Source organism: Pseudomonas sp. 25 R 14 (assembly GCF_900004755.1).
In the GTDB taxonomy this organism is placed as follows: domain Bacteria; phylum Pseudomonadota; class Gammaproteobacteria; order Pseudomonadales; family Pseudomonadaceae; genus Aquipseudomonas; species Aquipseudomonas brenneri.
Genome location: NZ_CVTS01000035.1, coordinates 1 through 4,077, shown reverse-complemented (window position 1 = coordinate 4,077; position 4,077 = coordinate 1). Strand labels below are relative to the sequence as shown.

At 59.9% G+C, this 4,077-nt stretch carries 5 protein-coding genes; 3 read left to right on the top strand and 2 right to left on the bottom strand.

The window, feature by feature from the left end; genetic code table 11:
• Positions 1 to 927, top strand: a 927-nt coding sequence (locus tag BFQ03_RS09280; protein WP_065942917.1) for a ribonucleotide-diphosphate reductase subunit beta, incomplete at its 5' end; no start/stop codon positions are given.
• 135 nt (positions 928 to 1,062) lie between these two features.
• On the opposite strand, the gene BFQ03_RS09275 is transcribed toward BFQ03_RS09280, so the two are convergent.
• Both BFQ03_RS09275 and BFQ03_RS09270 read right to left on the bottom strand, forming a co-directional pair.
• Entirely contained in the window at positions 1,063 to 1,362 is a 300-nt protein-coding gene (locus BFQ03_RS09275; protein WP_032861097.1) for a putative quinol monooxygenase, read from the bottom strand.
• Between the two features lie 83 nt (positions 1,363 to 1,445).
• Positions 1,446 to 2,456: a zinc-binding alcohol dehydrogenase family protein gene (locus tag BFQ03_RS09270; protein ID WP_065942916.1), complete on the bottom strand. Its 1,011-nt coding sequence runs from the start codon at positions 2,454 to 2,456 to the stop codon at positions 1,446 to 1,448.
• A gap of 112 nt (positions 2,457 to 2,568) precedes the next feature.
• Here BFQ03_RS09270 and BFQ03_RS09265 point away from each other — a divergent pair, with 112 nt between their 5' ends.
• Together BFQ03_RS09265 and BFQ03_RS09260 are read left to right on the top strand one after the other, a co-directional pair.
• Positions 2,569 to 3,459 (top strand): LysR family transcriptional regulator, encoded by an 891-nt coding sequence (locus BFQ03_RS09265; RefSeq protein WP_032861098.1) that lies wholly within the window; start codon positions 2,569 to 2,571, stop codon positions 3,457 to 3,459.
• Between the two features lie 36 nt (positions 3,460 to 3,495).
• Positions 3,496 to 3,984, top strand: coding sequence for a DUF1289 domain-containing protein (locus BFQ03_RS09260; protein ID WP_032860742.1), 489 nt, complete (start codon positions 3,496 to 3,498; stop codon positions 3,982 to 3,984).
• Positions 3,985 to 4,077 lie beyond the last annotated feature (93 nt).

Here is a 4,077-nt window from a genome sequence, read left to right as displayed (position 1 = left end):
AAATACCTCGACGGCTGCGCCAACCACTGGATGCCGCAAGAGGTCAACATGACCGCCGACATCGCCCTGTGGAAAAACCCCGAGGGCCTGACCGACGACGAACGTCGCATCGTCATGCGCAACCTGGGCTTCTTCTCCACCGCCGACTCCCTGGTCGCCAACAACCTGGTCCTGGCCGTATACCGCCTGATCACCAACCCGGAGTGCCGCCAGTACATCCTGCGCCAGGCCTTCGAAGAGGCGATCCACACCCACGCCTACCAGTACTGCATCGAATCGCTGGCCATGGATGAAGGCGAGATCTTCAACATGTACCACGAGATCCCATCGGTCGCTAAAAAAGCCGCCTGGGGCCTGAAGTACACCCGTTCGATCTCCGATCCGAAGTTCGAAACCGGCACCGTCGACACCGACAAGGAACTGCTGCGCAACCTCGTCGCCTACTACTGCGTACTGGAAGGCATCTTCTTCTACTGCGGCTTCACCCAGATCCTGTCCATGGGCCGTCGCAACAAAATGACCGGAGTGGCCGAGCAGTTCCAGTACATCCTGCGCGATGAGTCGATGCACCTGAACTTCGGTATCGACGTGATCAACCAGATCAAAATCGAAAACCCACATTTGTGGGATGCCGAGATGAAGGAAGAAGCGACCCAAATGATCCTGCAAGGGACCCAGTTGGAGATCGAATACGCACGCGACACCATGCCGCGCGGCGTGCTGGGCATGAACGCGGCGATGATGGAGGACTACCTCAAATTCATCGCCAACCGTCGCCTGTCGCAGATTGGCTTGAAGGAAGAATACCCAGGCACGACTAACCCGTTCCCGTGGATGAGCGAGATCATGGACTTGAAGAAAGAGAAGAACTTCTTCGAGACCCGCGTGATCGAGTATCAGACTGGCGGGGCGTTGAGCTGGGATTGATTGACCCACACCTCCTGTAGGAGCGAGCTTGCTCGCGAAGATCGTCAACGATAACCCAGGCATCCTGGATAAACGCGGCGCCTAGGCGTTTTTCGCAAGCAAGCTCGCTCCTACAATCAGTTGCGGTGTACGGCCTCAGTTGGACACTTGTTCAAGAAAGATCAGTTTCAGTGGTTCGTTGAGCAAGTCATCCGCCGTGGCGGCAAAGCGCTGGAAGTACGGCATCGCAAAGTGCGCATCGAGGGCCGCCTGGTTCTTGAACGCTTCACGCATATAGAACGTGCCGGGATCATCACGCAGTTCGAACAACACGTAATCCAGGTTGCCTGGCTCGGTACGGGTCGGCTCGACCAGGGCCAGCAAACCGGCCTTGAGCGCTTGTTCCTGGCCTGGCTTGGCCTTGAGTACGGCGATGGATATCAAGGGTTTGGTCATGCTGGCGACTCCGTTGGTAGGTTGGCTGGCGCATCCGGCAAGCATTGCGCACAGCGATAAGCCCAAGGCTTTGATCAGGGTGTTCATTGGAAATTCTCCAGCACAATCTTGCCCCGCGCCTTGCCGCTTTCCACCAGGGCATGGGCGCTGCGCATGTTGGCCGCGTTGATCGACCCAAAATGCGCCCCCAGCGTGGTATGCAACACGCCTTGGTCGACCAGTTGCGCAACGCGGTTGAGCAGATGGTGTTGCTGGATCATGTCCGCTGTTTCAAACAGCGAGCGGGTGAACATCAGTTCCCAGTGCAAGGACAAGGACTTGAGCTTGAGCGGCATGACATCCAGGCTGGCGGGATCGTCGATCAAACCCAGTCGCCCTTGGGGGCGCAGCACTTCGACCAGTTGCGCAAGGTACTCCTGGGTATGGGTGAGGCTGGCAACATGACTGACCCCATCAACCCCCAGCGCTTGAAGCTGGGCCAGCATCGGCCGGTGATGGTCAATCACATGATGGGCGCCCATGCGCTGGACCCACTCGACAGTCTCCGGGCGCGAGGCGGTACCGATCACCGTCATTTTTGTCAGTTGACGGGCCAGTTGCACCAGGATCGAACCCACGCCGCCACCGGCACCGACCACCAACAGCACATCACCCTCGCCGCCGCCTTCGCTCACGCCAAGGCGATCGAACAGCAACTCCCAGGCGGTGATCGAGGTCAGCGGCAAGGCGGCGGCGTGGGCGGCATCCAGGGTACGTGGCCGGTGGCCGACGATGCGCTCGTCGACCACCTGGAATTCGCTGTAGCTGCCGGAACGGATCAAGGAACCTGCGTAGTACACCGCGTCGCCCGGTTTGAACAGGGTGACGTCGGCGCCGACCTGGCGCACGATGCCCGCCGCATCCCAACCGAGGATTTTCGGCTCCTTGGCAAAGGTGCCGGAACGCACTTTGGTATCGACCGGGTTGACCGCCACGGCCTGTACTTGCACCAGCAGGTCCCGAGGGCCCGGTTGGGGTGCTTCGATATTCACATCAATCAGCGAGCGCGGATCGTCGATGGGCAGGCCATGTTCGGTGAAGGTAATTGCTTTCATGGAATCTCACGGGTGAAGAAGGACGATGGCCCTCGATGGCTTGCATTTTCACTGTTCCCAGGACGAAGAAAAATCGACAAAATGCAGCAACACTTTTATTTTTGGAGTGAAAATGATCCGCATCGATGATCTCGGCCTGTTCCTGCGCAGTGCCGCTTTGGGCAGTTTCACTGCGGCTGCCGTGGAGGCGAATCTGTTGCCAGGCCAGGTGGCAGCGGCGATCAAGCGCCTGGAACGGGAGCTGGAGGTACGCCTGTTTACCCGCACCACCCGCAGCCTGCGCTTGAGTGCCGAGGGCGAACAGTACCTGCCCACCGCCCGTGGCGTGCTGGAACAACTGGAGCTGGGTCGCGAGCGCTTGCGGGGCGATAACGCGCCGCTGCGGGGCACGTTGCAGATTGCTGCGCCTTCGGACCTGGGGCGCAATATCCTGCTGCCGATGCTCACCGAGTTCCGGCGCCTGCACCCTGAACTGGCCTTACGGTTCCTGGTGTCGGACCAGGTCACCAACCTGTTTCGCGACCCGGTGGACGTCGCCCTGCGTTACGGCTGGAACACAGACGCCAACTACATCGCCCTGCCCCTGGCCCCCTGGAACCGCCGGGTGCTGGTGGCGTCACCGGATTACGTGGCGCGCCACGGTGCGCCCACGTCGATCAACGAGCTAACCCGCCACCCGTGCCTGTTGTACCTGCAAAACGGTCGCCTTCACGACCGTTGGGAACTGGGCGAGCAGACCGTGCAGGTCGCCGGCCCCTTGTTCAGTGACGACGCCGATGTGGTGCGGCGCTGGGCGGTGGCAGGTGAAGGCATCGCCTACAAATGCTGGCTGGATGTATACGCCGATGTGCAGGCCCAGCGCCTGGTGGTGCTGTTGCCCGAGATTCCCGGTGATGTGTACCCCTTGAGTTTTGCCTGCCCCCATCGCGGGCAGATGTCACGGGCAGTCACCCAGTTGTATCAATGGTTGAACCAGCAGTTCAGCGCCCTGGAGCGCCTGTGAACCCTTTTGTCGTGGATTAGGAAAGACGCGGTTTTTATGCCAAATCAAACCATCAAGACGCCGTGCGTCGGCCTGTGTTCCACCGTTTATGGCGACCTGGTCTGCCGTGGCTGCAAGCGATATCACCATGAAGTCATTCAGTGGAACGGCTACAGCGCCGAGGAAAAACAAGCGGTCTGGCTGCGCCTTGAACAGTTACTGGTGCAAGTCATGGCCAGCAAGCTGCAAGTGCTGGATGCCCCACGCCTGCGCCAGCAGTTGGAGGAGCGCAAGATCCGTTTTATGCCGCACCAGTCACCTTACTGCTGGGCTTATCAGTTGATTGCCCGCGGTGCGCGGGTGATTTCCAGGCTCGATGCCTATGGCCTGGCGCTGCTGCCGGAGTTTCGCGAGCGGCACCTGGCGGATTTGCGCGATGCGATTGACCGGGAGTTTTTCCTGTTGTCAGAGGCGCATTACCAGCGCTACATCGCGCCGCAGTTTTTGCGTGAGGCGTTTGGGCCGGCGTTGATTGCCACTCTCTAAAACACACCGAAAAACCCTGTAGGAGCGGGCTTGTGTGGGAGCGGGCTTGCTCGCGAAAGCGGTGGGTCAGTTGGTGCATAGGTGACTGACCCA